Raw genomic sequence first — 25,277 nt, forward strand, 5'->3', positions numbered from 1 at the left:
TTTGCCGGGGGTCAAGGGGTTAGCGTGGACGGGTGAAGGTGGACGGGCGGGTGGAGCGCGGCGAGCAGACGCGGCGGCAGATCCTGCGGCGGGCCGCCGAGATCGCGTCGGTCGAGGGCCTGGAGGGCCTGTCGATCGGGCGGCTGGCGACCGAGCTGGAGGTCAGCAAGAGCGGGGTGTTCGCGCACTTCGGGTCGAAGGAGGAGCTCCAGCTCTCGACCGTGCGCGCGGCTGCGGCGATCTTCGTCCGGCAGGTGGTGGACCCGGCGCTGACCGCGCCGCCCGGTCCCGGGCGCCTGGACCTGCTGCTGGACGGCTGGCTGGCCTACTCGGAGGGGCGCACCTTCCCCGGCGGGTGCTTCTTCCACGCGGTGCAGGCCGAGTTCGACGCGCGGCCCGGCCGGGTGCGCGACCAGGTCGCCGAGCTGGGCGCCCGGTGGCACGGGCTGATCAGGGACACGGCCGCGGCCGTGCCCGGGGTGACCGACCCGGACCAGCTGGCGTTCGAGCTGATCGCGTTCCTGGAGCTGGCCAACACCCGGTCCGTCCTGCACGACGACCCGCGCGCCTACGACCGGGCCCGCGCGGCCGTGCGGAGCCGACTGGCCCCGCTGTCGGCCGCCGGATCCTGATCCCGCCGGCCCGCGCTGTCGGCCGCCGGGTCCGAATCCCACCGGGTCCGAATCCCACCGGCCCGCGCCGGAGCGGAACCCGGGCGGTTCCCGGCCGCCCGAGGGCGGCCGGGAACGACGGTGACCGCTACCGGTTGGCCCGGTTCAGCGCCGAGACCACCGCGCGCAGCGAAGCCGACACCGTGGAGCTGTCGATCCCCACGCCCCACAGCACGCGGTCGGTCACCGCGCACTCCAGGTACGCGGCCGCCCGCGCGTCGTCGCCCGACGACAGCGCGTGCTCCGAGTAGTCGAGGACCCGGACGTCGTACCCGATCGTGGCCAGGGCGTCCACGAACGCGGCGATCGGGCCGTTGCCCGTGCCGGTGATCTCCTGCGTCTCGCCGTCGACCACCACGACGGCCGTGATCCGCTCGTGGCCGCTGCCGTCGCCGGAGACCTTCTGGCGCAGCAGCCTCAGCGGGGCCGTCGGGTCCAGGTACTCGGTGGAGAACGCGTCCCACATGTCCTTCGGGCTGATCTCGCCGCCGTTGGTGTCGGTGACCTCCTGGATGACCCGGGAGAACTCCACCTGCAACCGCCGGGGCAGGTCCAGGTGGTGCTCGGTCTTCATCAGGTACGCCACGCCGCCCTTGCCGGACTGCGAGTTGACCCGGATGACCGCCTCGTAGGTGCGCCCGACGTCCTTCGGGTCGATCGGCAGGTACGGGACCTCCCACGGGAAGTCGTCCACGTGCTGCCCGGCGTCCTTGGCCGCGTCCTCCAGGGCCTCGAAGCCCTTCTTGATCGCGTCCTGGTGCGAGCCGGAGAACGCGGTGAACACCAGGTCGCCGCCGTACGGGTGCCGCTCGGCCACGGGCAGCTGGTTGCAGTACTCGACCGTGCGGCGGATCTCGTCGATGTCGGAGAAGTCCACCTGCGGGTCGACGCCCTGGCTGAACAGGTTCATGCCCAGCGTCACCAGGCACACGTTGCCGGTGCGCTCGCCGTTGCCGAACAGGCAGCCCTCGATGCGGTCCGCGCCCGCCAGGTAGCCCAGCTCGGCCGCCGCCACGCCGGTGCCCCGGTCGTTGTGCGGGTGCAGCGACAGGATGATCGACTCGCGGCGCGCCAGGTTCCGCGACATCCACTCGATCGAGTCGGCGTACACGTTCGGCGTGGCCATCTCGACGGTCGCGGGCAGGTTGATGATCAGCGGCTTCTCGGGCGTCGGCCGGATCACCTCCGAGACCGCGTCGCAGACCTCCAGCGCGTAGGACAGCTCGGTGCCGGTGTAGGACTCGGGGGAGTACTCGTACCGGAACTCGGTCTCCGGGTACAGCCGCTCCTGCTCCAGCGCGAACCGCGCCGCGTCGGTGGCGATCTTCTTGACGCCCTCGCGGTCGGCCTTGAACACCACGCGCCGCTGGAGCACCGAGGTGGAGTTGTAGAAGTGCACGATCGCCCTGGGCGCGCCGCGCAGCGCCTCGAACGTCCGGGTGATCAGCTCGGGCCGGCACTGGGTCAGCACCTGGACGGTCACGTCCGGCGGGACGGCGCCGTCCTCGATGATCTCGCGGACGAAGTCGAAGTCGGTCTGCGAGGCGGCCGGGAAGCCGACCTCGATCTCCTTGTAGCCCATCCGCACCAGCAGGTCGAACATCTTGCGCTTGCGCGCGGGCGACATGGGGTCGATCAGCGCCTGGTTGCCGTCGCGCAGGTCGACCGCGCACCACAGGGGCGCCTTCTCGATCCGCCTGGTCGGCCAGGTGCGGTCGGGCAGGTCGACGACCTCCACGACCTCGTGGAAGGGCCGGTAGCGGTGGACGGGCATCGAGGTGCCGCGCTGCGGGTTCCAGGCGGGCGCGCCCTCGACCGGGCGGGCCGGGGTGCGGATGCGGCTGGTCCCGGAGGTGTAGGCGTCGGGGCTGCTGGTCATGACGGGGCTTCTCCTGCTGGTCGTGGGGTGAACGACCGGCGGCAACACTCGGTCCCGCGACGGGGGGCCGGTCTGGTCAGACCCCGTCACGGCGGCGAAGCAGGAGGCCGCGTGCCATGTCGACTAGGTTAACCACATCGCCGGGTGACGTGGAACCGAGCGCCCAGATGGTGGAACTTCACCCGGAGGAGTTTCACTCGATCGTGGCGAGGGCAATCTCTTGACATGTCCAGATGGCGAACCTCAACGCGCAGCGGCAGCTACACCGCTGCCCGGGTGATCCACGGTGTTGGCGCCGTGTTCGCGCTCATCGAGGTCATCTACATCCTGATGAACCTCTTTGGGGCGAATCCGGCCAACGCGCTCTTCAAGTTCATCCAGCAGTTGGCCGAGCCGCTCGCGTTGTTCTTCCCCGGCCTGTTCCAGCTGGGCAACGCGAACCTCGACCTCATCGTCAACTACGGCCTGGCGGCGATCTTCTGGCTCGTCGTCGCCAACCTGCTCGCGAGGGTCGTCGCCCGGTAATCCGGGTCCGAACCGACCGCGAGCACGTCTTGGGCTCCCGCCGCCCTCCCCCCTGCGGCGGGAGCCCTCGGCGTTTTCCCGGACCGCGGGGAAATGGCCGCCAGAACAAACGGCCGCCGGAACAAACGGCCGCCGGAACAACGGCTACCGCGAATGGGGTCACCCGAAAGCCGGGCGACCCCATTCGCCCGTGAACGCCGTTTCGGCCAGCGGTTTGCGCACGCGCTCCCGCCGCTCCCGGGCGGCCAGGTCCACCGGCAGTGCGTCGGGGTCCCCGAGCACCCCGACCGCGACCACCACGACCGGCCGCACGTCCTCCGGGATGCCGAAGGCGGTCCGCAGCTCCTCCGGTGAGAACCCGCCCACCTGGTGCGTGACCAGCCCGAGTTCGACGGCCTGGAGCACCAGGTTCTGCACCGCCAGCCCCAGCCCGAACTCCGCGTTCGGCAGCGGCCCGCGCTCGTCGGCCGCCACCACCGCGCCCACCAGCAGCACCGAGGCGCGCCCCGCCCACGTCCGGTTGCCGGGCCGCAGCGCCCCGAAGATCCGCTCGAACGTGTCGTCCCCGCGGTACCCGACGAGGAACCGCGCGGGCTGGGTGTTGCCGTGCGAGGCCGCCCACCGGGCCGCCTCCAGCAGCAGCCGGACCACCTCGGGCGCCACCTCGGCCGTCGCGTCGAACGCCCGGGGGCTCCACCGGGCGGCGATCAGGGGGTTGAGGTCCATCAGATCGCGTACCTCCAGGCCGTGATCGCGTACGCGCCGAACCAGGCGCCGAACACCGACAGGCCGACCAGCACCACCACCACGGTGGAGGTGCGCCGCCGCGCCAGCGCCAGGGCCACCGGCACGAGCAGCGTGAACGCGGGCAGCAGCAGCCGCGCCTTGGAGTTCATCAGCCCGTTCGACCCGAGGTCCATGACCAGCACCCCCGCCCCGTACACCACCAGCGGCCACTCCAGCCCGCGCCGCAGGCCCAGCGCCACCAGCCCCAGCGCCACCACCAGGAACCACACCGTGGCCAGCTCCAGCACCGACCGCGGGTCGCCCAGGACGAGCAGCGCGAACTTCCCGGTGGCCGCCCCGCCGTCGAACCGCGAGTCCCAGCCGGCCCGCTGCACCGCGAACCAGCCGTCCCAGCGCCCGGTCACCACCGCGACGTAGGCGAGGTAGCCCGCCAGCCCGAGCGGCGCGAGCGCCCCGCCCACCCAGGGCCGCCACCCGTCGCGGCGCTGCCAGACCGCCAGCGCCGCCGCCGCGCACACCGCCAGCACCAGCGCGCCCGCCGTGGGCCGCACCAGCCCCGCGCCCGCGCAGCACAGCCCGGCCGGCAGCCAGCGCCGCTCCACCACGCCGACCAGCGACCACGCCGCCAGCGCGCAGAACGTCGCCTCCGAGTACGTCATGGACAGCACCACGGCCATCGGCGACGCCGCGAACAGCACGACCAGCACCAGCCCGGCCCGCAGCGACCCGCCGAACACCGAGGAACCCAGCCGCGCCAACCCGTGGGCGCAGACCAGCCCGCTGACCAGGCTCACCGCGAACGCCGCGCCCACCGTCCCCACGCCCGGCAGCGCGTCGACCCACCGCACCAGGGCCGGGTAGCCGGGGAAGAAGGCCAGCGGCGTCTCCGCCGAGCGGCGCCCGAACGCGTCCACCAGGCCGCCGGGCACGCCCCCGTACCCGCCGCCGGCGATGCCCAGGAACCACTGCCCGTCCCACGAGGTGAGCGCCTTGGTGACGTCCCTGTCCCACCGGTCGGCCATCAGCCGCAGCGCCAGCAGGCCCAGCTCCCGGACCAGCAGGAACAGTGCCGCGGGCGCCAGGAACAGCACCGCCCGGTGTCTGGCCGCCCGAGCCAGCCGCTCGCGCGGCGACGACGCGTCCTCCGGCTCCACGTGCACGGCCTCCAGGGTTGCCACGGCGACGAGCGTAGTGGGGGTCACGGTGCCCGCTGTCCACTCCTCGGGCCGGGTACTCTCCCGAAGAACTGGGCTTTCGCACCTGGGAGGAGAGGTCCTGTGGCGCTCGTCGTCCAGAAGTACGGCGGTTCCTCGGTGGGAAGCGCCGAGCGGATCAAACGGGTGGCCGAGCGCATCGTCGCGACCCGGAAGGCGGGCAACGACGTCGTCGTCGCCGTGTCCGCGATGGGCGACACGACCGACGAGCTGCTCGACCTCGCGCGCCAGGTGTCCCCGGTGCCGCCCGCCCGCGAGATGGACATGCTGCTCACCTCCGGCGAGCGGATCTCCATGTCCCTGCTGGCGATGGCGATCAGCTCGCTGGGCGCCGAGGCGCGCTCCTACACCGGCTCGCAGGCCGGCGTGATCACCACGTCCGTGCACGGCAAGGCGCGCATCATCGACGTGACGCCCAGCCGCATCCAGGACGCGCTGGCCGAGGGCGCCATCGCCATCGTCGCGGGCTTCCAGGGCGTCAGCCAGGACAGCAAGGAGATCACCACGCTCGGCCGCGGCGGCACCGACACCACCGCGGTGGCGCTGGCGGCCGCGCTGAAGGCCGACGTCTGCGAGATCTACACCGACGTGGACGGCGTGTTCAGCGCCGACCCGCGCATCGTGCCGAACGCCAAGCGGCTGGAGACCATCACCTACGAGGAGATGCTCGAGATGGCGGCGAGCGGGGCCAAGGTGCTCATGCTCCGCTGCGTCGAGTACGCCCGTCGGTACGGCGTCCCCGTGCACGTCCGATCCTCGTTCAGCAACAAGCCCGGGACCATCGTGTCCGGGTCAGTGGAGGACCTTCCCGTGGAACAGGCGATGATCACCGGCGTCGCGCACGACCGGTCCGAGGCCAAGGTGACCGTGACCGCGGTCCCCGACCTGCCCGGCATGGCGGCGCGGATCTTCCGCGTCGTGGCCGAGGCGGAGCTCGACATCGACATGGTCGTGCAGAACGTGTCACAGGCCGTGTCGGGCCGCACCGACGTGACGTTCACCCTGCCGAAGGACGACGGCCCCCGCGCCGTGGCCGTGCTGGAGAAGGCGCGCGAGGAGATCGGCTTCGACCAGGTGCTCTACGACGAGCACGTGGGCAAGGTCTCGCTGGTCGGCGCGGGCATGCGCTCGCACCCCGGCGTGACCGCCCAGTTCTGCGAGGCCCTGGCTTCGGCCGGGGTGAACATCGAGATCATCTCCACCTCGGAGATCCGGATCTCGGTCATCTGCCGCGACACGCAGCTCGACGACGCCGTGCGCGCCCTGCACGACGCCTTCGAGCTGGGCGGCGACGAGGAGGCCGTGGTGTACGCGGGGAGCGGGCGATGAGCACTGGTCCTGTCCTGGCGCTGGTCGGCGCCACCGGTGCCGTGGGCACCGTCATGATCGACATCATCAACGGCCGGGAGTCCGTGCCGTGGGGTGAGGTCCGGCTGGTCGCGTCGCCGCGGTCGGCGGGCAAGAAGATCACCGTGCGCGGCGAGGAGCTGACCGTCCTGGCGCTCGCGCCCGAGGTGTTCGACGGCGTCGACGTCGCCATGTTCGACGTGCCGGACGCGGTGTCCGCGGAGTGGGCCCCGGTCGCGGTGGCGCGCGGCGCGGTCGCGGTGGACAACTCGGCGGCGTTCCGGATGGACCCCGAGGTGCCGCTGGTGGTGCCCGAGGTCAACGCGGACGAGGTCGTCAACCGGCCCAAGGGCATCATCGCCAACCCGAACTGCACCACGCTGTCGATGATGGCGGCGCTGGGCGCGCTGCACCGCGAGTACGAGCTGCGCGAGCTGGTCGTGGCCTCGTACCAGGCGGCGTCCGGCGGCGGGCAGGAGGCGATCGACCGCCTGTACGCGGAGGTCTCGGCGCTGGCGGGCAAGGAGGTCGGCGTCCGGGCGGGCGACGTGCGGGAGGTGCTGGACGCGGCGGGCCTGCCGGTGTCCGACTCGCCGTTCCCCGCGCCGCTGGCGCTCAACGTGGTGCCGTGGGCCGGGTCCCTGAAGGACGAGGGGTGGACCAGCGAGGAGCTGAAGGTCCGCAACGAGTCCCGCAAGATCCTCGGCATCCCGGACCTGAAGGTGTCGGCGACCTGCGTGCGCGTGCCCGTGGTGACCACGCACTCGCTGGCGGTGCACGCCACGTTCGCCCGCGAGGTGACCGTGGAGGAGGCGCACAAGCTGTTCTCGGCGCAGCCCACCGTGGTGCTGGTGGACGACCCGGCGGAGAAGCGGTTCCCGACGCCGGCGGACGTGGTGGGCGAGGACCCCACGTACGTGGGTCGGGTGCGGCAGGCGCTGGACTTCCCGAACACGCTGGACTTCTTCGTGTGCGGGGACAACCTGCGCAAGGGCGCGGCGCTGAACACCTACGAGATCGCGGAGGAGCTGGCGACCAGGCTCTGAGGTCCTCCGTCGAACGCCCCCGCGCCTCCCGGCGCGGGGGCGTTCGCGCGTTCGCGGGCAGGTAGGTTCATGACCATGGCTGAGGTGGTGCTCGCGATCGACCTGGGTACGACGGCGACCAAGGTCATCGCGGTCGACCGGCACGCGGGCGTGGTGACGTCCGCGGAGCACGGCTACCCGATGCGCACGACGCCCTCCGGCGAGGCGACCCACGACCCGGACGAGGTGCTCAACGCCGCGTTGACCGGGTTGCGGGAGGTCGCCGCGCAGGGGCACGACGTGCGCGCCCTGGCGTTGACCGGGGCCATGCACACGCTGCTCGGCCTGGGGCCCGACGGCCGCCCGGTGACGCCCTCGCTGAGCTGGGCCGACAACCGCGCCGTCGAGCAGACCGCCCGGTTGCGCGGCACCGAGGCGGGCCTGGAGCTGCACCGCGCCACCGGCACCCCGGTCCACACCATGTCGCCGCTGGTCAAGCTGGCCTGGTTCGCCGAGCGGGGGTTCGCCGCCGACCGGTGGTGCGGGTTGAAGGACTACGTCGCGGCCAGGCTCATCGGGCGGCTGGCCACCGAGCACTCGTCCGCCTCGGCCACCGGCCTGATGGACCTGCGGTCGCTGGCCTGGCACCCCGGCGCGCTGGCGTACGCGCGGGTGACCGCGGACCGGCTGCCGGAGCTGCACGCGCCCACCGACTGGTTCCCGCTCGTCCTCGACGTGCCCGGCCTGGTGCGCGGCACCCCGGTCGTGCTCGGCGGCGGCGACGGGCCGCTGGCCAACCTCGGGGTCGGCGCGGTGGTGCCGGGCGTGGCCGCGGTGTCGCTGGGCACCAGCGGCGCGCTGCGGGTGGTCCGCGACCAGCCGGGCGTGGACGCCGGGGGCCGGGTCTTCTGCTACGCCATCGCCGACGGCCTGTGGGTGCTGGGCGGCGCGGTGAGCAACGGCGGCGTGGTCGCGCAGTGGGCCGCGGAGACGTTCGGGGCCGACGTCGTGACGCTGCTGGAGGAGGCCGCCGCGGTGCCGGTGGGCGCGGCGGGCGTGACGGCCCTGCCGTACCTGCTGGGTGAGCGCGCGCCGTGGTGGGACCCGGACGCGTCGTCGGTCGTGGTCGGGCTGCGGCGCGAGCACGGGCGCGCCGAGGTGACCCGGGCGCTGGTGGAGGGCGTGGCGCAGCAGTTGGCGCTGGTGCTGGACGCGGTGCGGTCGGTGGCGGACGTGCACGCGGTGCGGGTGACCGGGGGCGCGTTCCGCAGCGACCTGTGGGCGACCGTGCTGGCCTCGGCGCTGGGGCTGGAGCTGGAGGTCGCGGAGGACAGTGAGGGGTCGGGCGTGGGCGCGGCGCTGCTGGGGTGGCGGGCGCTGGGCGAGCTGTCTTCCCTGACCTCGGCGGCGGACCTGGTCAAGCCGACCAAGGTGATCCGGCCGGACGAGGGGGCGGTGCGGTACTACGCGGCGGCCCGTCCCGGGGTGGAGCGCCTCTACCGGGCGCTGCGCGAGCTGGTGTAGCGCCGGGGCGCTCGGTCACCTGCCGTTCGACGACCGGGGTCGGTTGGGAATTCCGATCAGGACGTCTTTGCCCAGGTGTTCCTTGATGAGGTAGACCAGCCGGGGTCCGTCGATGAGTTCTATCCGGCCGTGCTCACGGGCCTTCTGCTCGCACCCGGAGGCGAACCACGAGGTGGTGACCAGGACACCCCGGCCCGCCTTCTTCTCCTCCATCGCGCCCGCGAGCTCGCGGATGTGGCTCACCCCGACCACTTTGCTGTACCGCTTGGCCTGGACGATGCTCAAGCCGCCGACCAGTGGGTCACGCCGCACTATCACGGCGTCGACGCCGTCGTCCTTGCTCTGCTCGGTGGTCCAGCCCTCGGCGCCCTGCGCCTCGAAGACCTGACGCACCAGGTGCTCGAAGTTGGTCGGCGACATGTCCATCAAGTCCGGACGTGTGTCCAGCGTCGAGACGGCGTCCAAGCCGTCCACGAACTTGTACTTGGTCAGGTCGAAATCGATGATCGGCTGGATCGGTTCCAATTCGTACGGGTGGTTGGACACGATCGCCTTCAAACCGCGCACGCATGCCGCCGGGTCCACGCGACGCAGGTTCCCATCCGGGGGAAAATCCTCCCGGAGGACCTCCAGGCTCAGGATGCACGGGTATTCCTGTTCGCCGGTGGCCGGGTTGATGGCGTGCACGTGTCCGTTGAACCCGATCGAGTGCAACGCGGGGTCGGCGTTGAAGAGGTCGCGCAGGCACAACAGCGCCACCTGGCTCACGACGCCGCGGTAGCGCTCGGCCACCTCTTTGGCCTTCCGCGGGATCTCCCGCGTCTCGTCCTTGGTGGGCAGGTAGCGGTAGGAAGCCGTGGTCGGCACCACGTCTCGGGGCGGCAGTTCACAACGCACCACAGCCTGTTCCGACCGCGGGTTGTAAGTCACCTCGTACCCGCGTGGAAACCCCTTGGGCAGTGGAACACCCGCGAGCACCTTCGAGAGGTACCGCTCGACGTGCTCCTTCTGCCGATCCCCCACTCCCCGCCGGAAGCGCTCGACCTGGTCGTTGTGCCGGGTGGCACCCCGCCGGAGCCCTTCCTCCTCGGCGGCGTGGAGCGCCCGCAGCTCGACGACCCGGCGTTGTCGCGCCAACTCCGCTGCCCGGGAGCGCTCGACGTCCTGATCGAACCGGATCTTCGCCCCGGCGAGCTTGTTCTCGTACCGGGTTCGGGAGCCCGGTAGGCGGAACGGCCCCCTCGGGGGAGCAGGGGCGTAGTCCTCCCACCGCGGAGCCCGGACGGGGTCGGACCACTCGCCGAGGTCGAGAACGGGCACCTCGGGGGTCACCCGCATCCGACCCCAGTCCGGTGCTGCCGAGCGGTCCACCCCGGTGACCAGGAAGCCGCTCAAGACATCGATCCTGTCCTGGAGCCCGGCCGTCCTCTCCTCAGCGTCTCGGGCGCACTGCTCGGCGTGCTGCCGCTTCCTCTCCTTGTCCTCGGCCGCGCGTTGCCGTTCTGCCGCCGCCCGTGCCCGTTCGGCTTCTTTGGCGAGTTGTTGTGCCGTCTTCCCCGATCCTGTCGACCCGTGTCCGGTACGCGCCACGATCAACCCCCGCATCCCTCGGTCGCCGGCTATCGAGCGTAGGGAAAACCATCAAGAAATCGCCCTGGGCTGTTCGGGTGGTTGTCGGGGAGGACGTAGCGGGCCAAGTTGTCACGTAACGGTGCCAGGTCTACTTCTTGGTAAACCGGTCGGTGGATGTCTAACCCGATCGGGTTGTGGCGATCGGCTTTACCGGGCGCGATGGCCACCCCAGCGTCATGACCGGCCTGGTCAAGGCGATCCGGCCGGACGAGGGGCGGTGCGGCACTACGCGGGCACCCGACGCGGCGCCCGTCGGCATCAGGCCACGACCGCCCGATCCGCCACCCCCCGTCGCTCCAGCAGCAGCGCCACCACCGCGATCGCCACCGCGCCCGCGCCCACCGCCGCGAACCCCCACCCCGGCGTGGAGCGGTCGATCACGAACCCGGTGAACGGCTGCCCCACCGCCACCCCCAGCGTCATCGCGGACCCCTGCAACCCCAGCGCCACCCCCCGCGCGGACGCGGGCGCGAACCGGGTGATCGCCTCGCCGGTCGCGGTGACGACCGGCGCGCACAGCAGGTTCACCGGCGCCACCGCCAGGGCCAGCAGCCACGGCGAGCCGGTGAACAGCCCGATCGGCACGGCCAGCAGCCCCATCGAGCCCATCAGCACCCACAGCGGCGGCACGCGCGGCAACCCGCCGTAGACGAAGCCGCCGACCAGCGACGCCGCGCACATCACCGCGACCAGCGCCCCCGTCCACGAGGTCAGGCCCAGCTCGCGCATGGACGCCACCACGGCGACCTCGACCCCGGCGATGACGAGGATCGACCCGCCCGCGCTGATCAGCACGCCGAGCAGCCGCCCGTCGAGCCACCGCCGGACCGGCACGCGCGCCCCGTCCTCGTCCCGGTGCCGCACCGGCGGGTCCACCACCCACAGCACCACCCCGGACACCACCATCGCCGCGCCGATCGACCACATCGCGGTGCGGCCGGAGCCCTGCGTCACCACCGCCACGCCCAGCGCCGGGCCGGCCATGAACGCGACCTCGACCGCCATGGAGTCCATCGCCAGCGCCGTGCGCCGGTGCTCCTCGGGCACCAGCGCGGTGAGGACCTGCCGCCCCAGCGACATCAGCGGCAGCACGGTCGTGCCGCTGAGCAAGCACGTGACCAGCAGCAGCCGGTAGTCCAGCCCCGGCGCGACGAACCAGAAGACGCCCTCGGTGACGATCGACACGGACAGCATCGCCCGCAGCCCGCGCCGGTCGACCAGCCGACCCATCAGCGGCGAGCCGATCGCCATGCCGATGGTGCTCGCGGCCCCGACCAGGCCCGCCGCGCCGTAGCCGCGCTCCAGGCCGAGCAGCACGTGCATGGTGATCGTCATGCCCGCCGCCGTCGCCGGTACGCGCGCGACCAGCATCAACAGCAGGAAAGAGGGGACGCGTCGGGTCCGCAGGACGGTGAGGTAGGGGGCGACGTTCACGTGGTCATCTTCACCCGACCGGGCAAGGACTTTAACGGTTCGTTTTCTTGACTGATTCAAAATAACGTGGTGGAGTGGTGGGGCCATGACCCCAGGACCTCGTGAGCTGCTCAAGGACGCCGGGCTGCGCGTGACCGCGCCCCGGCTCGCGGTGCTCGACTGGCTCGCGGAACACCCGCACGCCACGGCCGACCAGGTCGCCGAGGGCGTGCGGGCGAGGTTGGGCGCCGTGTCCACGCAGGCCGTCTACGACGTGCTGAACGCGTGCGCGCGGGCCGGGTTGTTGCGCCGGATCGAGCCCGCCGGTTCCCCGGCGCGCTACGAGACGCGGACCGGCGACAACCACCACCACCTCGTGTGCCGGGCGTGCGGGCGCACCGCGGACGTCGACTGCGTCCACGGCTCCGCGCCCTGCCTGGAGCCCGCGTCCGCGGAGGGCTTCGCCGTGGACGAGGCCGAGATCCTGTTCTGGGGGCTCTGCCCCGACTGCCAGGGGCAAGGGCGCTGACTGCCGCACCCCACAAAAGGAGCTGGAAGCGTGACCCAAGCGCGTCACACCACGAACAACGCGGGCATCCCGGTCGCCAGTGACGACCACTCGCTGACCCTCGGCGCCAACGGGCCGATCCTGCTGCAGGACCACTACCTCATCGAGAAGAACGCCCAGTTCAACCGCGAGCGGGTGCCCGAGAGGGTCGTGCACGCGAAGGGCGGCGGCGCGTTCGGCCACTTCGAGACGACCGCGGACGTCAGCCGCTTCACCAAGGCCGCGCTGTTCCAGCCGGGCGCGCGGACGGAGGCGCTGCTGCGCTTCTCGACCGTGGCCGGCGAGCTGGGGTCGCCCGACACCTGGCGCGACCCGCGCGGCTTCGCGCTGAAGTTCTACACGGAGCAGGGCAACTACGACCTCGTCGGCAACAACACGCCGGTGTTCTTCCTGCGCGACCCGATCAAGTTCCCGGACTTCATCCGGTCCCAGAAGCGCCGCGCCGACACCGGCCGCCGCGACCACGACATGCAGTGGGACTTCTGGACCCTCCAGCCGCAGACCGCGCACCAGGTCACCTGGCTGATGGGCGACCGGGGCATCCCGAAGACCTGGCGCCACCAGAACGGCTACGGCTCGCACACCTACCTGTGGGAGAACGCGGCCGGCGAGAAGTCCTGGGTCAAGTACCACTTCAAGACCGACCAGGGCATCGAGAACCTCACCTCGGAGGAGGCCGCGAGGATCGCCGGCGAGGACGCCGACGCCCACCGCGCCGACCTGTGGCACGCGATCGAGCGCGGCGAGTTCCCGTCCTGGACGCTGCACGTCCAGGTCATGCCGTACGCGGACGCCGCGACCTACCGGTTCAACCCGTTCGACCTGACCAAGGTGTGGCCGCACGGCGACTACCCGCTGATCGAGGTCGGCAGGCTGGTGCTGGACCGGAACCCGGCGGACTACTTCGCCGAGATCGAGCAGGCCGCGTTCGAGCCGACCAACCTGGTGCCGGGCATCGGCCCGTCGCCGGACAGGATGCTGGTCGGCCGGATGTTCTCCTACCCGGACGCCCACCGGTACCGCATCGGCGCGAACTACAACGAGCTGCCGGTGAACCGGCCGAAGTCGCCGGTGCACTCGTACTCCAAGGACGGCGCGATGCGGTTCGCCAACGCGGTCGACCCGGTGTACGCGCCCAACTCCTACGGCGGCCCGCACGCCTCCGCCGCGGCGGCCGGCGAGGTCACCACGACCTACGGCGTCGAGGACGAGGCCGTGCGCGCGGCCTACCGGTTGCACGCCGAGGACGACGACTTCGGCCAGGCGGGCACGCTGATCCGCGAGGTCATGGACGAGGCCCAGCGCGAGCGCCTGGTGCGGACCGTGGTCGCGCACGCGTCCAACGGGGTGTCCGAGCCGGTGCTGGAGCGCGTCTTCGGGTACTGGCGCAGCATCGACAAGGAGACCGGCGACAAGATCGCCGCCGCCTTCGGCAAGTGATCCACCACGAGCCCGGCAACTAGCCCTGCCAGGTGAGGCCGCCCGGATCCGGTACCGGGCGGCCTCTTGGCGTTCCCGGCAGGCGTTCCCGCGGCCGCCGTGCGGGAAGCCGAACCGGCACGGCGTCCCGCGACGTCGTGCCGGGTGCGGTGGCCGGTGCGGTGCGGCCGGGTGCGGTGCGGTGGCCGGTCCGGTGCGGTCCCGGTCCGGCCGGGTCCGGTGGCTAGGCCGTCTCCTGCACGTCCTGCCGCGCGTTGGCCAGGGCCAGCCCGGTGCGCAGGGAGCCCACCGCCTCGGCCACGGCCTCCCGGAACACCCCGCCGACCCCGAGGATGTTGGCGTACCCGTGGAACAGCCCGGGGTGCCGCCGCAGCACCACCGGCACGCCCTGCTCGGCCAGCTTCGCGGCGAACGCCTCGCCCTCGTCGCGCAGCGGGTCGAACCCGGCCGTCGCCAGGTAGGTCGGCGGCAGGCCGCTCAGGTCCTCCGCCAGCAGCACCGACAGCCTCGGGTCGGTGTGCGATTCGCGCGAGGGCGCGTAGTGGTCCAGGAACCAGTCCATCTTCTCGTCGGTGAGGAAGAACCCGCGGCCGAACAGGTCGCGCGACCGCCGCCGCACCGAGGCGTCCACCGCCGGGTAGAACAGCAGCAGGAACACCGGCTTGACCTCGCCCGCCTCCAGCGCGGTCACCGCGGCCAGGTTCCCGCCCGCGCTGTCGCCGCCCAGGGCGATGCGCCGCGCGTCGACCTTGAGCTCCCCGGCGTGCGCCACCGCCCACTCGAACGCGGTGCGCGCGTCGTCCGCGGCGGCCGGGAACGGGTGCTCGGGCGCGAGCCGGTAGTCCACCGCCAGCACCCGCACACCGCCCTCGACGGCCAGGAACCGGCACAGGTTGTCGTGGCTGTCGAGGTCGCCGCTGACCCACCCGCCGCCGTGGTAGAAGACCAGCAGCGGCGAGCCCTCGGGCAGGCCCGTCGGCTCGTAGAACCGGGCCCCGACGCCGCCCGCGGACAGCGCGCGCACCGCCACGCCGTCGATCACCGGCCCGCACACCAGCTGGTTGCTGCGGGTCAGCCCGAGGCGGTTCTCCGCGGGCGACGTGGTCCGCCAGTCCTCCCCGCTGAGCTGCTGCAACCGCAGCAGGAGCTGGGCCTCGGGGTGCAGCCGCTGGCCGTCCACGGTGATCGGCCGGCCGGCGACCAGCCGCCGCAGGGGAGCGGGCAGCCCGAACGCGAAGCGCAGGGCGCCGGCGAGGACGCCGGAGGGCACGGATTCGGCGAGCTTCGACATGAGAACCACGTTACTAGCGGGTAGGCCCGTAGGCGAGGAGTGGACCTCGACCTAGGTCGAAGTGGCAGTATCGGTCACCATGACGGTCACCGTGGTGGGCATCGGCGGCTCGCTCCGCCCCAACTCGCAGTCCGAGCGCGCCATGCGCATCGCGCTCGCCGGCGCGGCCGAGGCGGGCGCCAAGACCATCGAGGTCTGCGGGCCGGACCTGGTGCTGCCGTTCTACGACCCGGCGGTCCCCGAGCGCGCGCACAACGCCGACCGGCTGGTCGAGGCCCTGCGCGTGGCCGACGGCGTGGTGCTGGTCTCGCCCGGCTACCACGGCACGGTGTCCGGCCTGGTCAAGAACGCCCTGGACTACGTCGAGGACCTGCGCGGCGACGGCCGCCCGTACCTGGACGGCCGGGCGGTCGGCTGCGTGGCCACGGCCATGGGCTGGCAGGCGTCGGTGACCACGCTGACCGCGCTGCGGTCGATCGTGCACGCCCTGCGCGGCTGGCCCACGCCCCTGGGCGCGGCGGTCAACTCGCAGGAGGTCGACTTCGACGCCGACGGCGGCTGCTCGGCGCCCTCGGTGGCCGACCAGCTCCGCACGATCGGGCGACAGGTGACCGAGTTCGCCGTGTCGAGGGCCGACTGAGGGGGTAGGACTTCCCCGAGGGCGTGAGCTGCCGCACCACCCGGTGTGGAACGGCGCCGGCCGGGTGTTGGAACTATTCGCGGGACCAACCACCAGCTCAGAGGAGAGCGTCAGATGCAGGTGCTCTACACGGCGGAAGCCGTCGCGGTCGGCGACGGGCGCAACGGCGAGGTCCGGTCGTCGGACGGCGTGCTCGACGAGCAGCTGGCGACGCCGAAGGAGCTGGGCGGTCCCGGTGGCGACAAGACCAACCCGGAGCAGCTGTTCGCGGCCGGTTACGCGGCCTGCTTCCACAGCGCGCTGAAGGTCGCCGCCGGCCAGGCGAAGGTCCGGCTCGGCGAGACGAGCATCACCGCGAAGGTGGACCTGGGCCGCGACGAGACCGGCGGCTTCCGGCTCGGCGTGGCGCTCGTCGCCCACCTCCCGGGGGTCGAGCAGGACCAGGCCGACCAGCTGGTCGCCGCGGCGCACCGGATCTGCCCGTACTCCAACGCCACTCGCGGCAACATCGAGGTGGCCGTCACCGCCACCGTCTGAAGGAGGCGTCAGGCAATGAGCAAGAGCCCGATCACCAGCTCGCTGTCCGAGTCCGACAAGGCCGCGGTGGGAGCGGTCCTGCAGGCCACCCTGGTCGACCTGATCGACCTGTCGCTGGTCGCCAAGCAGGCGCACTGGAACGTGGTCGGCAAGAACTTCCGCAGCGTCCACCTCCAGCTCGACGAGCTGGTGACCACCGCGCGGACCTACACCGACGAGGTGGCCGAGCGGGCCGCCGCGCTCGGCATCTCGCCGAACGGCAAGGCCGGGACGGTGGCCGCGGGCTCGGGCGTGCCCGAGTTCCCGGACAACTGGCTGCGGGAGGCCGACGTCGTCGCGGCGGTCGTGACCGCCCTCGCCACGCTGATCGAGCGGCTGCGCGCGCGGATCGACGAGGTCGACAAGGCCGACCTGGTCAGCCAGGACCTGCTGATCGAGATCACCAGGAACCTGGAGCAGGCGCACTGGATGTGGCAGGCCCAGCAAGCCTGACCCCGAGCGGCGGAGCGCGGCCACCGGGACGACCCGGTGGCCGCGCCGCGCTCCGCGGAGTTCCCCGGTGGCCCACTCCCGGGCCACCGGGGAACTCCTCAGCCCAGCACGCGCCGCACGAACGCGACCTCGGCCGCGGTCTGCCGGATGGTCTCCGCGACCACCAGCGAGCCGTGGCCGGCGTCGTACCGGTACACCTCGTAGGCGGCGCCGCGCTCGGCCAGCCGGTCCAGGTAGTTGTCGATCTGCCGGATCGGGCAGCGCGGGTCGTTCTCGCCCGCCAGCACCAGCACCGGCGCGCGCACCGCGTCCACGTAGGTCAGCGGCGAGCACTCGCGGTACCGGTCGGGCAGCTCCTGCGGCGACCCGCCGAACAGGGCCCGGTCGAACGCCCGCAGCGGCTCCATCTCGTCCTCGTAGGCGGCCATGTAGTCGGCCACCGGCACGCCCGCCACGCCCGCCGCCCACCGCTCGGGCTGGGTGCCCAGGGCCAGCAGGGTGAGGTAGCCGCCCCACGACGCGCCGTTGACCACGCACCTCGCCGGGTCGGCGAACCCGGAGGAGACGGCCCAGTCGTGCACCGCCGCCACGTCCTCCAGCTCGGTCAGGCCCGGCCTGCCCTCGATCGCGTCGCGCCACTTCGAGCCGTAGCCGGTGGAACCGCGGTAGTTGACGTGGACCACGGCGTACCCGGCGTCCAGCCACACCGCGCGGTAGGCGGAGAACCGGTCCTCGTCGGCCGAGTGCGGCCCGCCGTGCAGGTGGAACACGGTCGGCAGCGGGCCGTCGGGCGCGCCGGACGGCCGCGCGACCAGGGCGTGCACCTCGCCGACGAACACGTCCTCCAGGTCGACCGAGGGCGGCGCCTCGTGGCCGGGCGGCGTGAGCAGCACCCGCTCGTCGCCGTCCGCGCCGAGCACCCGCACCACGCCCGGCCGGGCCGCCGAGGACCACGAGTACTCCACCGCGCCGTCCGGGCGCACGTGCGCGCCGCCGACCGTGCCGGGCGGGGTGTCCAGCGGGGTCAGCCCGCCGGTGCCCAGGTCGTAGCGGTGCAGCGTGTTGCGCGCCCGGAAGGTGTGCGCGACCAGCAGCGCCCGCGCGTCCGGGTACCAGTCGGCGCTGATCTCGCCGGGCAGGTCGATCACGACCTCGGTCTCGGTGCCGGCGGCGACGTCCCAGATCAGCAGCTCGTCCCGGCCGCGCCGCTCGTGGCCGACCAGCAGCCGGTTGTCGCCGCGCACCGGGCTGAACGCGATCGCGTCGAGGCCCTTGCCCGGGCCGTCCCACTTGTCCGCGACCCGCTCGCCGGTCGGCGTCACCACGCGCAGCGCGGCGTGCCGGTTGTCGCCGTGCTCGGAGTGCGCGAGCACCACCAGCGTCTCGTCCTTGGACAGCGCGGACACGCCGCCGTCGTTCTCGTGCCGGTAGACCACCTCGGCGGGGCCGCCGCCGCGCGAGACGTAGACGGTGGTGCCGTCGTCGGTGGAGGTGCCGACGGCGACCACGTCGTGGCCGATCTCCAGGCCCGCCGGGTACGCCGCGGGCACGCCCTCGACGGCGGGCCGCGGGCTCCCGCCCCGGGTGAACGGCTCGCTCACCCAGGTGCCGAACTCGTCGCCGTCGGTGTCGTCGAACCACCAGATCTCCGCGCCGTCGGGGGTGAGCGCGGCGTGGGAGGTGCCGTTCGGGCGGTCGGTGACCCTCCGGTGGGTGTCGGCGGCCCGGTCCCAGGCGTAGACCTCCCACACCCCGCCGGCGTTCGACAGGTACAGGTTGCGGTCCGGCGCGTCGTCGGCCCAGCCGGGCAGGCTGACGCGCGGCGCGGTGAAGCGGGCGCGCCAGCGCGCCTCGGCCTCGGCGTCGGGGAGCAGCGGGTCGGGGACCTCGGCGGTCGGGTGCGTCGTCACACCCCCGATCCTGCCGGCTTCCCGGCGGTGACCAGGTAGTAGTCGAGCAGACCCCGGTCGGCGACCCGCCGGTAGGCGCGGTCCCACCCGTTCGGGTGCGGGCCGAGTTCGAGCCAGCGGTCCAGGCCCGGCCACACGTGCTCGCCGATGCTCGTCGCGGTCACGTCCGCGAGGCCGGCGGCGCGCAGGTGGTCGAGCACCTCGTCCACGGGGTGGGGCAGGTCGAGGCCGGAGGTGAAGGAGCGGACCAGCCGGACCAGTTCCGGCGCGGCGGCCGCGCTCGTGGCGAAGAACGTGGTGACCGCCAACCGGCCGCCGTCGACGAGCACGCGCGCGCCCTCCCGCGCGAAGCCCGGGACGTCCTCGAAGTGCTGGGCGGCCTCCACGGACAGCAGGCGGTCGAAGGAGGCGTCGGGGAACGGCATGTCGTGCGCGGCGCCCGTGGTGAACGCCACGCGCGGGTCGTCGTTGGCGGCGGTGGCGCGGGCCACCTGCTCCGGCTCCAGGTCCAGGCCGCGGACCAGCGCGGGGCCGTGGCGCAGGGTGCGGCGGGCGCCGACGCCGCCCCCGGAGCCGACCTCCAGGACGCGGTCGCCGGGGCGGGGGGCCAGGGCGTCGAGGACGAGGTCGTAGAGGGCCTCCTGGCTGGCGACGCGCTGCTCGGTGGTCAGCTCGCCGGCGAGGTCGACACCGCGCCAGTAGCCGAAGTTGATGAAGCCGCCGGCGAACACCGGGAGGGCGGCCAGGTCGCCCTCGCCGTACAGCCGACGGCGCCGGGCGGTGCGTTCCGCGCGATCTGTCACCACCCGATCATGCCAACCGGCCGGCGGGAGGAAGCGGAGAGTGACGACTCGACTTCGTCGTCAGCGGTCCAGCTCCTCCTCGAAGATCCGGTCCACGGTCAGCGCGGCGCGGCGCAACGAGCGGACCGCGAGGGCCGCGGAGAGGACCAGGGCGCCCGCCACGAGGCCGAACAGGGGCGAGGCCAGGACCGCCACGACACCGGCTAACCCCAGCGTGACGTGGGTCCACGCCAGGACGGGGAGCCAGCCGCGGGAGGCGGGGCGGGAGGCGGAGGTGATGCTCATGGGACTCTCCTCGGCTGGTGGCACCCGGACCTCGGACCTCGGTCCGGGTCCGCTGCCTCGTCGTCGCACGAGCCCCGCCGCTCGTTACGTTCAGTGAGTTGAATCGTCAACCTTCACTCGTTCGGGCTAACAGAACGTGACGACCCTTCGCGTGGTGGCCAGGTAATCACTTTGGCAACAGCGGGGAGTAGTGCGTAACGCCCACGATCGGACGAACGAAGTTCCGAACATACGAACCCGAACAGGGGAGGTCTGACCGATGATCGAGAACACGGTTCGGCAGGGCGGCCGCGTGCCGTGCGTGGACGCGCTGGGTCGTCGGCGGACGCTGGAGGTGTCCCTGACGGAGGACGGCGACGTGTGCCTCCACACCCCGCCCGGCGAGTCGGCGAAGCTCGACTGGAACGAGGTCGGGGAACTGCTCCGCAAGCTCGCCGAGTTGCGCCCGCACGCGCGCTAGTCCTCTTCGGCGGGTCGGTCGGGGCTCCCCCGAACCCGGCCGACCCGCGCCCGCGCGGCGACCCGCGGTCCCCGCGGGTGTCGTCGTGCTCCCCACCGGAAAACGGCTCAGGGCCTGTCCGAAATCTCTCGGACAGGCCCTGAGCTGGTCGGGGTGACAGGATTTGAACCTGCGACCTCTTCGTCCCGAACGAAGCGCGCTACCAAGCTGCGCCACACCCCGGCCCCCACCGGCTTCCCGGTGGAACGAGGAGAACTCTACCTGATCCCCCCACCCACTCCGAACCGGGTATCCACTTCCGCGTCGAATCCGGCCTGACCTGCGTCGACGGGCCGCTCGACCAGGGTCAGCAGGCTCGCCTCCGGCGGGCAGGCGAAGCGCACCGGCGCGTACGGCGACGTGCCCAGCCCGGCCGACACGTTCAGCCACGTGTGCGCGCCCCACCGCGACACCCCGCGGGCCCGCGACCGGTCCAGGTCGCAGTTCGTCACGATCGCCCCGTACCCCGGCACGCGCAGCTGCCCGCCGTGCGTGTGGCCGGCCAGCACGAGGTCGTAGCCGTCGCCCGCGAACCCGTCCAGCACCCGCGGCTCGGGGGAGTGCGTCACGCCCAGCCGCAGGTCCGCCGCCGGGGGCTCGCCCGCGATCTCCTCGTAGCGGTCCCGCTTGAGGTGCGGGTCGTCCAGGCCCGCGGCGAAGATCCTCAGCCCGCCCGCCTCGAACGTCCGGCGCACGTGCGTCAGGTCCAGCCAGCCGCGCTCCACCATCGCCGCCCGCAGGTCGCGCCACGGCAGCGGGATGCCGTGGACGCGCTTGGTCTTCGCCGACGGCAGCAGGTAGCGCACCGGGTTCTTCGGGCGCGGCGCGAAGTAGTCGTTGCTGCCGAACACGAACGCGCCGGGCCGTTCGAGCAGGGGGCCCAGGGCGCGGATCACCGCGGGCACGGCCTGCTGGTGCGCCAGGTTGTCGCCGGTGTTGACGACCAGGTCGGGTTCCAGCTCGGCCAGCGCCGCGACCCACCGCTGCTTGGACCGCTGCCCGGGGAGCATGTGCAGGTCCGACAGGTGCAGCACGCGCAGCGGGGCCGAGCCCGGCGCGAGGACCGGCACGGTGGCCTGCCGGAGCGTCCAGTGCCGCCGTTCGATGCCCGCCGCGTAGGCGACGGTGGCGGTGCCGAGGGCGGTGGTGGCGAGGAGGGCGCGGCCGAGCGTGTTCACGCCTTCGAGGGTAGGGGCTCGACCGATTCGGGGCGTGCCGGGTGGCCCGGTACGGTTCCGGCCATGGCGGAGCTGAAGGCGCGGCTGCAGGCGGACCTGACGGCGGCGATCAAGAACCGGGAGACGGTCCGGGCGGGCGCGCTGCGGATGGCGCTGACGGCCGTGACGACCGAGGAGGTCTCCGGCAAGGCCGCCCGCGAGCTGAGCGACGACGAGGTGCAGAAGGTCATCACCCGCGAGGTGAAGAAGCGCAAGGAGGCCGCGGAGGCGTTCGCGGGCGCCGGGCGCGCGGAGAAGGCGGAGCTGGAGCGCGCCGAGTCGGAGGTGCTGGAGGCGTACCTGCCCGCGCAGCTGTCCGACGACGAGCTGGCCGCCCTGGTCGACGGCGTGCTCGCGACCCTGGCCGGCGAGTCCGGCGAGCGGCCCGGGATGAAGCAGATGGGCCAGGTCATGAAGGCGGTCAACGCCGAGGTGGCCGGGCGCGCCGAGGGCGGCCGGGTGGCCGCGGCGGTGAAGTCGAAGCTGGCCCAGCGCACCGGGTGAAGTCGAAGCCGGCCTAGCACGCCGGGTGGAGTCGAAGCCGGCCTGGCGCGCCGGTGACCCGGTGGGGGCTCGGGGCCCCACCGGCGCTACCTGCCCGGCGGCTCGATCGGGATGGTGATCCCCCCGGTGGGCCGCCCGGGTTCCGGCCGGCCCGGCCCGGTCGGCTGGGGCTGCGGCTGGGGCTGCTCCGGCACCGAGGTCGGCTGGGTGGGCTGCGGCGGCGGCACGTAGCCCGTGGACACCAGCAGCGTCACCACGGTGCCCTTCAGCGCGCTGCCCCGCGGCGTCTGGCCGACCACGCGGCCCTTCGGCTGCTCGGAGTTGCGGTTCTGCACGGAGACCTTGTACCCGGCCTCCTCCAGGGTCCGCGTGGCGTCGTTGACGTTGCGGCCGACCACCTCCGGGATGCGGATCTCGCTGCCGCCCTTGAGGTAGCGCTCCTCGACCGCGGGCAGGCCCGTCACCGGCAGGCCCGCGTGGACGTCGGTCATCGCGTCGAACCAGGTGCGCGCGGGGACGGTGCCGCCGAAGATCGTGCCGTCGCGGCACAGCCGCGGCGCGCCGCCCACGCAGATCGGGCTCGGGTTGGGACCGTCGTTGAACGTCTGCACCGCGCCCGCGAACTCGGGCGTCGAGCCGATGAACGCCGCCGACTTGTAGTCCTCGGTGGTGCCGGTCTTGCCCATCATCGGCCGCTTCCAGTTGAACGCCCGCGCCGCCGCGGCCGCGGTGCCCGCGCCCTGGTCGTCCTTCGACAGGCCGGTCACCAGGCCGTTGGCCAGCGGTTCGGCCACGACCTGCTCGCACGGCGCCTCGTTGACCGGCACCTGCTCGCCGTTGCGGTCGAGCACCTTCGCGACCGGCGACGGCGGGCACCACACGCCGCCGCTCATGATGGTGGCCGCCACGTTCGCCAGCTCCAGCGTGCTGGTCGGCGCGGGACCGAGGGTGAACGACGCGCTGCCGCCGTTGGACTTGTAGAACTCGGTCTGCGACACCCGCAGCTTGGCGTCCTTGGCCCGCGTGTCCGGCCGCACGCCCGAGAGGTTGGTGGCCATGGTCTCGCGCAGCCCCAGCCGCCCCGCCATGTCCACCACCGGGTCCATGCCCAGCTGCTCCTCCAGGATCACGAACCCGGTGTTCGGGGAGGTCTGCAACGCCGTCTGCAACGACATCTGCGCCGGGTAGCTGCTGTCGTAGTTGCGCAGGCAGTACCAGCGGGTGTCCGGCTCGCCGGTGGACGGGCAGCCGGGCGGGCCGCCCTTGAACACCCGCGACACGTGCGAGGTGGGCGTGGCGACGGTGTTCTCGATGCCCATGCCCTTCTCCAGCGCCGCCGCCGCGGTGAACACCTTGTAGACGGACCCGGCGCCGAACTTGTTCTCCACCCCGGACGGCAGGTCGAACTGGGTCTGGAACTGGTCGGCCTTCAACCCGTAGTCCCGGTTGGCCACCAGCGCCACCACCTCGTGGCGCTCCCGGCCCGGCCGCACGATCGCCAGCGTGTTGGCGATGCCGTTGGTGGACTTGGACACCTGCGCCTCGGCGGCCTGCTTGGCCTGGGAGGTGATGGTGCGGTCCAAAGTGGTCTGCACGGTGTAGCCGCCGGTCTTGAGCTGCTCCAGGCTGAAACCGTTGCGCTCCAGGTAGTTCAGCACGTAGGAGCAGAAGAACCCGTTCTCCGGGCCCGCGCCGACGCAGCCGTTGGGCGGCGTGCGCACCGGCGTGGCCAGGCCCAGCGGCTCCCCCTTCGCCGCCTCGGCCGTGTCCCGGGACAGCTTGTCGTTCTCGACCATCTTGTCGATGACCTGGTTGCGCCGCTCCAGCGCCTTCTCCGGGAACACCTCCGGGTTCAGCGCGGACGGGCTGTTGACCATGCCGGCGAGCATCGCCGACTGCGCCACGGTCAGCTTGTCCGGAGTGGTCTCGAAGTACGCCTGGGCCGCCGCGGCGATGCCGTAGACGGTCGAGCCGAACGGCACCACGTTCAGGTAGCGCGCGAGGATTTCGTCCTTGCCCAGCTTGGTCTCCAGTTGGATGGAGATGCGGGCTTCACGCGCTTTTCGCGCGATCGTCTGCTCCTGCGCCTTTTGCTGTTCCACCAGGTTGTTGCGCGCCACCACGTGCACGAGGTAGTTCTTCACGTATTGCTGCGTGAGCGTGGAGGCGCCCTGCGTGACCACGCCGCTGAACTGGTTGGTCAGGCCGGCCCGGATGGTGCCCCGCCAGTCCACGCCCTGGTGCTCGTAGAAGCGGCGGTCCTCGATCGAGACCAGCGCGGCCTTCATCGCGTCCGCGATCTTCTCCGGCGGGACCAGCACGCGGTACTGGTCGTACAGGTGGGCGATCGGCACGCCGTCCTTGTCCGTGATCGTGGTGATCAACGGCGGGTCGGTGGTGACCAGGTCCGCGGAGATGCTGTCGACGGTGTCGCTGGCCCGGTTCGACACCAGCCCGAGCGAGCCGACCACCGGGAACAGCAGACCTGACAGCAGCACCCCGGCCAGCAGACACAGGCCGAGCAGTTTCAGCACGCCGTTCCTGGCTCGCATGCAGGTCAGGGTACGCGCCACGGAAAGTGGGCGAGAGGTCGCGCAGTGTTGATTACCCAGGATGAGTACTCGTACTCAAGACAGGTAACAGGTGGGCAACCCAGGGTTGGAGGTGGAACCGGAAGGCTCTACAGTCCGTCACTGTCCAAGACAGCAGCCACGGGTTCGGCCACTCGACAGTGGTCAGCCTACGGCATCCGCGGCAGGGGTGTGGCGGATTTAGGAAGTCTGGGCACTGTGTGAACCGAGGTGGGGGAGATATGAATCAGGGGGATTGGCGGATCAAGGCGTCGTGCCGCGATGAGGAGCCGGACCAGCTCTTCGTGCGCGGCGCCGAACAGCGCAAGGCCAAGGTGGTGTGCCTCGGTTGCCCGGTGCGCACCGAGTGCCTGGCCGAAGCCCTGGACAACCGGATCGAGTTCGGGGTCTGGGGCGGCATGACCGAACGCGAGAGGCGGGCGCTGCTGCGGCGCCGCCCGGACGTCACGTCCTGGCACGAGCTGCTCGACAGCGCGCGCCAGGAGCACATCGAGGAGTCCAAGGTCGGCTGAGCCCCCTCCGG

At 72.4% G+C, this 25,277-nt stretch carries 24 protein-coding genes and 1 tRNA gene; 13 read left to right on the forward strand and 12 right to left on the reverse strand.

Going from position 1 to position 25,277, the window contains the following annotated elements; translation table 11 throughout:
• The first annotated feature begins 32 nt into the window (after positions 1 to 32).
• Positions 33 to 632 carry a TetR/AcrR family transcriptional regulator gene (locus Q5530_RS05165; protein WP_415361027.1) on the forward strand — a complete coding sequence of 200 codons (600 nt, stop codon included), beginning with the start codon at positions 33 to 35 and terminating at the stop codon, positions 630 to 632.
• Positions 633 to 759: 127 nt separating this feature from the next.
• Here Q5530_RS05165 and leuA read toward each other — a convergent pair whose 3' ends face one another.
• Positions 760 to 2,550 (reverse strand): 2-isopropylmalate synthase, encoded by a 1,791-nt coding sequence (leuA, locus tag Q5530_RS05170; protein WP_415361029.1) that lies wholly within the window; start codon positions 2,548 to 2,550, stop codon positions 760 to 762.
• A 225-nt stretch (positions 2,551 to 2,775) separates the two neighbouring features.
• Between leuA and Q5530_RS05175 the strand changes: the two genes are divergently transcribed.
• The gene (locus Q5530_RS05175) at positions 2,776 to 3,075 is read left to right on the forward strand and encodes a hypothetical protein (protein ID WP_344034236.1); all 300 of its coding nucleotides are present in this window, start codon (positions 2,776 to 2,778) and stop codon (positions 3,073 to 3,075) included.
• 159 nt (positions 3,076 to 3,234) lie between these two features.
• Here Q5530_RS05175 and Q5530_RS05180 read toward each other — a convergent pair whose 3' ends face one another.
• Positions 3,235 to 3,801 (reverse strand): nitroreductase family protein, encoded by a 567-nt coding sequence (locus Q5530_RS05180; RefSeq protein WP_415361030.1) that lies wholly within the window; start codon positions 3,799 to 3,801, stop codon positions 3,235 to 3,237.
• Positions 3,801 to 5,000 (reverse strand): hypothetical protein, encoded by a 1,200-nt coding sequence (locus Q5530_RS05185; protein ID WP_415361032.1) that lies wholly within the window; start codon positions 4,998 to 5,000, stop codon positions 3,801 to 3,803. Before Q5530_RS05185 ends, Q5530_RS05180 begins: the two co-directional genes overlap by 1 nt.
• A 99-nt stretch (positions 5,001 to 5,099) precedes the next feature.
• Here Q5530_RS05185 and Q5530_RS05190 point away from each other — a divergent pair, with 99 nt between their 5' ends.
• From Q5530_RS05190 to Q5530_RS05200, 3 genes are all read left to right on the forward strand, one after another.
• Entirely contained in the window at positions 5,100 to 6,365 is a 1,266-nt protein-coding gene (locus Q5530_RS05190) for an aspartate kinase (protein WP_415361033.1), read from the forward strand.
• On the forward strand, positions 6,362 to 7,429 hold the full coding sequence (locus tag Q5530_RS05195; protein WP_415361034.1) for an aspartate-semialdehyde dehydrogenase: 1,068 nt from the start codon (positions 6,362 to 6,364) through the stop codon (positions 7,427 to 7,429). The genes Q5530_RS05190 and Q5530_RS05195 overlap by 4 nt, the downstream gene beginning before the upstream one ends.
• A 69-nt stretch (positions 7,430 to 7,498) precedes the next feature.
• Complete coding sequence (locus Q5530_RS05200) at positions 7,499 to 8,932, forward strand: gluconokinase (protein WP_415361036.1); 1,434 nt, start codon at positions 7,499 to 7,501, stop codon at positions 8,930 to 8,932.
• 15 nt (positions 8,933 to 8,947) lie between these two features.
• Here Q5530_RS05200 and Q5530_RS05205 read toward each other — a convergent pair whose 3' ends face one another.
• A complete protein-coding gene (locus Q5530_RS05205) occupies positions 8,948 to 10,327 on the reverse strand; it encodes a restriction endonuclease (protein ID WP_415361038.1) in 1,380 nt (459 codons plus the stop codon).
• Positions 10,328 to 10,822: 495 nt separating this feature from the next.
• The gene (locus Q5530_RS05210; protein ID WP_415361040.1) at positions 10,823 to 11,998 is read right to left on the reverse strand and encodes an MFS transporter; all 1,176 of its coding nucleotides are present in this window, start codon (positions 11,996 to 11,998) and stop codon (positions 10,823 to 10,825) included.
• 85 nt (positions 11,999 to 12,083) lie between these two features.
• Here Q5530_RS05210 and Q5530_RS05215 point away from each other — a divergent pair, with 85 nt between their 5' ends.
• Both Q5530_RS05215 and Q5530_RS05220 read left to right on the forward strand, forming a co-directional pair.
• The gene (locus tag Q5530_RS05215; RefSeq protein ID WP_380632322.1) at positions 12,084 to 12,506 is read left to right on the forward strand and encodes a Fur family transcriptional regulator; all 423 of its coding nucleotides are present in this window, start codon (positions 12,084 to 12,086) and stop codon (positions 12,504 to 12,506) included.
• A gap of 30 nt (positions 12,507 to 12,536) precedes the next feature.
• Complete coding sequence (locus Q5530_RS05220; RefSeq protein WP_415361041.1) at positions 12,537 to 13,985, forward strand: catalase; 1,449 nt, start codon at positions 12,537 to 12,539, stop codon at positions 13,983 to 13,985.
• A gap of 223 nt (positions 13,986 to 14,208) precedes the next feature.
• Here Q5530_RS05220 and Q5530_RS05225 read toward each other — a convergent pair whose 3' ends face one another.
• Complete coding sequence (locus Q5530_RS05225; protein WP_415361042.1) at positions 14,209 to 15,276, reverse strand: alpha/beta hydrolase; 1,068 nt, start codon at positions 15,274 to 15,276, stop codon at positions 14,209 to 14,211.
• Positions 15,277 to 15,355: 79 nt separating this feature from the next.
• Between Q5530_RS05225 and Q5530_RS05230 the strand changes: the two genes are divergently transcribed.
• From Q5530_RS05230 to Q5530_RS05240, 3 genes are all read left to right on the forward strand, one after another.
• Positions 15,356 to 15,916, forward strand: a complete 561-nt coding sequence (locus Q5530_RS05230; protein ID WP_415361043.1) for an NADPH-dependent FMN reductase — start codon at positions 15,356 to 15,358, stop codon at positions 15,914 to 15,916.
• 114 nt (positions 15,917 to 16,030) lie between these two features.
• Positions 16,031 to 16,453, forward strand: coding sequence for an organic hydroperoxide resistance protein (locus tag Q5530_RS05235; RefSeq protein WP_380632318.1), 423 nt, complete (start codon positions 16,031 to 16,033; stop codon positions 16,451 to 16,453).
• A gap of 15 nt (positions 16,454 to 16,468) precedes the next feature.
• Complete coding sequence (locus Q5530_RS05240) at positions 16,469 to 16,945, forward strand: Dps family protein (RefSeq protein WP_415361045.1); 477 nt, start codon at positions 16,469 to 16,471, stop codon at positions 16,943 to 16,945.
• Positions 16,946 to 17,043: 98 nt separating this feature from the next.
• Here the strand turns inward: Q5530_RS05240 and Q5530_RS05245 are convergent, their stop codons facing one another.
• Genes Q5530_RS05245 through Q5530_RS05255 form a run of 3 tightly spaced genes read right to left on the reverse strand, consistent with a single transcriptional unit; the run spans position 17,044 to position 19,943 of the window.
• Positions 17,044 to 18,855 (reverse strand): prolyl oligopeptidase family serine peptidase, encoded by a 1,812-nt coding sequence (locus tag Q5530_RS05245; protein WP_415361047.1) that lies wholly within the window; start codon positions 18,853 to 18,855, stop codon positions 17,044 to 17,046.
• Positions 18,852 to 19,658 (reverse strand): class I SAM-dependent methyltransferase, encoded by an 807-nt coding sequence (locus Q5530_RS05250; protein WP_415361049.1) that lies wholly within the window; start codon positions 19,656 to 19,658, stop codon positions 18,852 to 18,854. The genes Q5530_RS05245 and Q5530_RS05250 overlap by 4 nt, the downstream gene beginning before the upstream one ends.
• Before the next feature lie 60 nt (positions 19,659 to 19,718).
• Positions 19,719 to 19,943 (reverse strand): hypothetical protein, encoded by a 225-nt coding sequence (locus tag Q5530_RS05255; RefSeq protein WP_415361051.1) that lies wholly within the window; start codon positions 19,941 to 19,943, stop codon positions 19,719 to 19,721.
• Between the two features lie 259 nt (positions 19,944 to 20,202).
• Here Q5530_RS05255 and Q5530_RS05260 point away from each other — a divergent pair, with 259 nt between their 5' ends.
• On the forward strand, positions 20,203 to 20,403 hold the full coding sequence (locus Q5530_RS05260) for a hypothetical protein (protein WP_380632309.1): 201 nt from the start codon (positions 20,203 to 20,205) through the stop codon (positions 20,401 to 20,403).
• A gap of 145 nt (positions 20,404 to 20,548) precedes the next feature.
• Here Q5530_RS05260 and Q5530_RS05265 read toward each other — a convergent pair.
• Both Q5530_RS05265 and Q5530_RS05270 read right to left on the reverse strand, forming a co-directional pair.
• Positions 20,549 to 20,625 (reverse strand) — tRNA-Pro (locus tag Q5530_RS05265).
• A 35-nt stretch (positions 20,626 to 20,660) separates the two neighbouring features.
• On the reverse strand, positions 20,661 to 21,620 hold the full coding sequence (locus tag Q5530_RS05270; protein ID WP_415361053.1) for a metallophosphoesterase: 960 nt from the start codon (positions 21,618 to 21,620) through the stop codon (positions 20,661 to 20,663).
• Between the two features lie 63 nt (positions 21,621 to 21,683).
• Here Q5530_RS05270 and Q5530_RS05275 point away from each other — a divergent pair, with 63 nt between their 5' ends.
• Positions 21,684 to 22,163 (forward strand): GatB/YqeY domain-containing protein, encoded by a 480-nt coding sequence (locus Q5530_RS05275; protein WP_415361055.1) that lies wholly within the window; start codon positions 21,684 to 21,686, stop codon positions 22,161 to 22,163.
• Positions 22,164 to 22,249: 86 nt separating this feature from the next.
• Here Q5530_RS05275 and Q5530_RS05280 read toward each other — a convergent pair whose 3' ends face one another.
• The gene (locus Q5530_RS05280) at positions 22,250 to 24,715 is read right to left on the reverse strand and encodes a transglycosylase domain-containing protein (protein WP_415361057.1); all 2,466 of its coding nucleotides are present in this window, start codon (positions 24,713 to 24,715) and stop codon (positions 22,250 to 22,252) included.
• 260 nt (positions 24,716 to 24,975) lie between these two features.
• On the opposite strand from Q5530_RS05280, the gene Q5530_RS05285 reads away from it, so the two are divergent.
• Positions 24,976 to 25,266: a WhiB family transcriptional regulator gene (locus Q5530_RS05285; RefSeq protein ID WP_415361059.1), complete on the forward strand. Its 291-nt coding sequence runs from the start codon at positions 24,976 to 24,978 to the stop codon at positions 25,264 to 25,266.
• The last annotated feature ends 11 nt before the right edge of the window (positions 25,267 to 25,277 follow it).

It is taken from the genome of Saccharothrix sp. BKS2 (genome assembly GCF_047689505.1).
Classification (GTDB): domain Bacteria; phylum Actinomycetota; class Actinomycetes; order Mycobacteriales; family Pseudonocardiaceae; genus Actinosynnema; species Actinosynnema lopnurensis.